Source organism: Hominilimicola sp. (genome assembly GCF_046972485.1).
In the GTDB taxonomy this organism is placed as follows: Bacteria; Bacillota; Clostridia; order UBA1381; family UBA1381; genus Hominilimicola; species Hominilimicola fabiformis.
Genome location: NZ_JBKVWU010000158.1, coordinates 1 through 4,408, shown reverse-complemented (window position 1 = coordinate 4,408; position 4,408 = coordinate 1). Strand labels below are relative to the sequence as shown.

The 4,408-nt window shown below is 37.5% G+C and carries 2 protein-coding genes; both read left to right on the top strand.

What is annotated here, in order from left to right; genetic code table 11:
- The first annotated feature begins 17 nt into the window (after positions 1 to 17).
- Positions 18 to 4,163 (top strand): S-layer homology domain-containing protein, encoded by a 4,146-nt coding sequence (locus ACLTU0_RS11015; RefSeq protein ID WP_412322477.1) that lies wholly within the window; start codon positions 18 to 20, stop codon positions 4,161 to 4,163.
- 36 nt (positions 4,164 to 4,199) lie between these two features.
- The coding region (locus tag ACLTU0_RS11010) for a hypothetical protein (RefSeq protein WP_412322476.1) at positions 4,200 to 4,408 on the top strand (209 nt) is incomplete at its 3' end.

Genomic DNA, 4,408 nt, shown 5'->3' with positions numbered 1-4,408 from the left:
ATCAATAAAACAAAGATTTGACGGCAGATCAAGAGGATATTTCCGATGAAATGCAGAGTTTGTTTGACGAAAGTCTGACGGCAGACCAAGAAGATATTTCGGGTGATATGGAAAGTCTTTTTGATGAAACACCCAAACAAACGTCTACAGGTGACAAAATCAAAAAAGATACCAAACTTTCAGAGGGAAGTTTATCTGCGGAAGTAAATAATGTACTTTTCGGTGAAAAAGGCAAGGTTGAGGAAAAGGCTGTAAAGGTTGAAGGTGCAGGTTTTATAGGAATAGACGCGAAAATGTCGCTTGCATTGCCTAAAGACGTTTTAGGTTCACTTGTTTCAAATGCACCGGGTATATATGCAAGCGTTACCATAAACACAATAGACAATGTATACGAATTAAATGCAGGTCTTAATATCAAGATTATTGAATGTGAGGGTATACTTGCATTTAAAGAAGTTAATGTAAAAAACAAAGATGTTATAGTACCGGATAAAATCGAATTTTATATCCGTGACGGACTGAAAATTCCTATTGCACCGCCTGCATTGTTTATGACAGGCTTGGGCGGCGGTATAAATGAACTTGCCGATACCATAGGCGGTGAATTTGACAAACTTCCGCCGATTACTATATTGTTGTTCACAAGACTTGAGGCTATAGGTACTCTTGTGGGGGATTTTAATGCCAGAATAAGCCTTGAGGGACTGTCGCTTAAAGGCGATATGAAATTAAAAGTATCGGATTCTTTGCTTGATTTGAAAGCAGGAATAAATGCAAGATGGATAGAGCCTTGGGAACTTAATCTTTACGGTAATGTAAGTATTATAGACGGACTTATAAAAGGCGGTATTACAATAAATATTGCCGATGATTATTTCTACGGCTACATATTTGCAAGCATTTGCATACCGGACAGTATTCCGCTTGTGGGTGGTAAAGAACTTGCAGGTGTTGAGGCTGCTGTATCTGATGAATTTATCGGTGCAAATATCAAGATTATCGGTATCCGTTTCGGTGTAATATATTATTGGGGTAAAAATGTATCATTCGGTAAGAATGTAGATTTAAGTGCACCGCCGCGGGGCGAAAATAACTCAATTAGCCTTATGAGTTCTGACGACGTAACAGGCTACTACGGAACTAATGTACACGAATTGTCTGTTGAGCCGATAGGTATGATGACAGACGGCAGTGAATATAAAGAGGCAAGTGTAAATGTAGAAAATGCTCAAAATCAAGACGCATTATTGCTTGAAATACCTTATACAGGTTCAGGCACACCTGAGGCAGGCGAAATTACACTTATAAATGCCGACGGAGCCGTAATAAACACAATTTTGGACGACGGGAACGGTAACGGAAATATGCTTGTACAGCGCCGTGACGGTGACAATTATATTTATGTAACGGTTACGGAAAAGGATAAAATCATAAACGGTAAGTGGACTGTAAGATACACAACACCTAACATTACAATCAAGTCATTTAATATGAACGGTGTTGACGGTATAGCAGGTATAGATTCGTGCAGCATATCACATTCATCTGAAGATTCTGCCGAACTTACAGCGTCATGGACAATGAGCGGAAGTACCGATAAAAAAGGGACAATAGACGTTTATTTGACGAAAGACAAAGATGTTTTGAAGAAAGTCAAAACAGGTGACAACAAAGGCGATTCGTTAGGAACTAACATACTTCACAAAACAGACGCAGAAATAAAAAACGGCAGTGAAAAAATTACACTTCCGGACACATTTGAAAGCGGAACGTATTACGCAGTAACAACCGTATCTACAACAGACGGAATAAGTCTTGCGATTAGTGATACACCTGTAAAATTCAAGAATAAGAAACTTCCTAAGTCAGTTTCAAAGGTGCATATCAATTATGGTGGTAACGGTAATATATTTGTGAATGTAACAGATCCCGAAAATGCTGATTATACGCATTATATAGCTGAAATTGTTGCGGAAGACGGTAGTGTACTAAGTAATAATGTAGGTCAGTTTGAAAAAGGCTCAAACTTCGTATTCGGCAAGGAGGCATATCTTGAAACAGGTAAAACATATTATGTCAATGTAAGAACCCTACGTGAAGAATACGGAAAATCGGATTCTTCTGATGAATATAAGACATGGTATTATTACGGTGATGAGGTGGTTTCGTCGGATAAACTTGTAATGCCTGAAAAGGATATGCCAAAGTTGAAAGAGGTAAAAACAAACTTTGACAGCACAAAAGAATATATAAATGATAATAATATTATTGTTGAATATGTATTTGACAATGATGTGTTTATGGAATTGTCGGTAAACGGTCAAAAGGCATACAGTGACAATAAATTTAAGAAAGAATGGAAGTTTGTTTTAGATGACCTTGAGGACGGCGATTATGTAATTGATTTCACAGCTTATACGAGCAAAAAAGACAATATAAGCGGTAAAGATGCAATTATAGGCGACAGTGATGCGAGATTGGCATTCTCAATAGATACATCAGCACCTATATTGTCGCTTTCGCAAAAATCAGCTGAAAGCGTTGAAAATGTTTCAGCAATATTTGGAGCGAATACTGTGATAACCGAAGATGACGGAAGTTACACTATTGAGGGATTAACAGAAAAATCTTCGACTCTTACAATAGACGGAGAAACTGACGGAATTACGGTTAATGAAAACGGAAGTTTCAGTATTGCCAAAAAATTATCAGATAATGAAAATTATAAATCGCATACGCTAAAAGCTGTAGATAACGCAGGCAACGTAACCGAACTTATGGTATATGCGGTGCGTAAAGGTAGTTTTGCGATTAAAGAAATTAAACTTAAAAATAACGGTGAGGATATTCAAACTGTTGATGGCGAGAAAAAGATTTCAATGAAAAGCGGTCAAAATACAAAGCTTTCGGCTTTTGCGGTCCTTGACGACGGAAAAGAATTTGAATTAAGTGACGATATGATTGATTGGAGTGTGTTGTACGAGAAAAATCGTATCGCACTTGATGAGGGTGATATAACCGCATTGTCAAAGGGCGAAACAGCGGTAAAAGTTAAAATGAATACCGCAAATATTCAAACTGCGGAATACAAGAATATAGAAGACGGATTTTCTGATTATGCAGTAATTGAGATAACAGGCAATTCAAAAGAAGATTTGATAGAAAAGATTAAAGAGGCACAAGAACTTCTTGACAATACACCTAATGCGTCGGACAATAAAAAGAATGCTTTGCAGGAGGCTATTAATAAAGCACAGGAGCTTGTTAATGACAGTAACGCAACAGAGGACGATTATACACAAGGTGTTGCGGCATTAAATAAGGCTATGGAATCCTTTAAAAGCACAGGCAAACATTCGGGTGGTGGCTCATCTTCGGCAAAATATAAGATAACATTACTACCGTCGGAAAATGGAAAAGTTACATTGTCAAGTACGGAAGTTAAAGCCGGCACAAGCGTAACTGTAACATCAGTTCCGAATGACGGCTATATGGTAAAGGATATTCTTATAAACGGCGTCAGCGTTGGCAGTAATGCAGAAGTGTATACCGTTAAATCGGTATCTGAAAATATGGAAATTCAAGTAATATTCGGCGAGAAAACCGATTTACCGTTTATTGATGTTGAAAAGACAGATTGGTTCTATGATAATGTTAAATATGTTTATGAGCATAAATTTATGGTCGGTATAACGGATATAACATTTGAGCCGAACACAAACCTTTCAAGAGCAATGTTTGTTGCTATTCTACATAGAATAGACGGTGAAAAAGAGGAAGGCGAATGTAAATTTGAAGATGTTCCAAGCGGTGCATATTATGAAAAAGCAGTTGCTTGGGCAAGCACTAACGGCATAGTGGCAGGAATATCGGCAACAGAATTTGATTCTAACGCAGATATTACAAGAGAACAAATGGCAGCGATTTTGTACAGATACGCAAATTACAAGAAGATAGATACACAAGTGGGAGATAACACAAATATACTTTCATATGATGATTATAACGATATTTCTGAATATGCAATTCCGTCAATGCAATGGGCGGCAGGCAGCGGATTAATGGTCGGAAAAACAGATACAACACTTAATCCGAAAGACAATGCCACAAGAGCAGAGGCGGCAGCGGTATTTATGAGATTTGTAGAAAATTTTAACGATTAAAATAATAGACCCATCAAAAATGATGGGTCTATTTGAATGTTTTCCGGAATTCTCTCAATTACTCCGTCTGCAACTGCCGGAACAGCAACAGTTTCGGCAGAATGTGACGAAATAAAGAAATCTATAAATTTAGTGCTTAATTCACTCGGTAATGCGAATAAAGTTGAATTTTACAGTGATGAAGTCGTATATAGAGGAACATCAAAATATATGGCAATTACAATCGCTGACGGTGTGGTTATTAC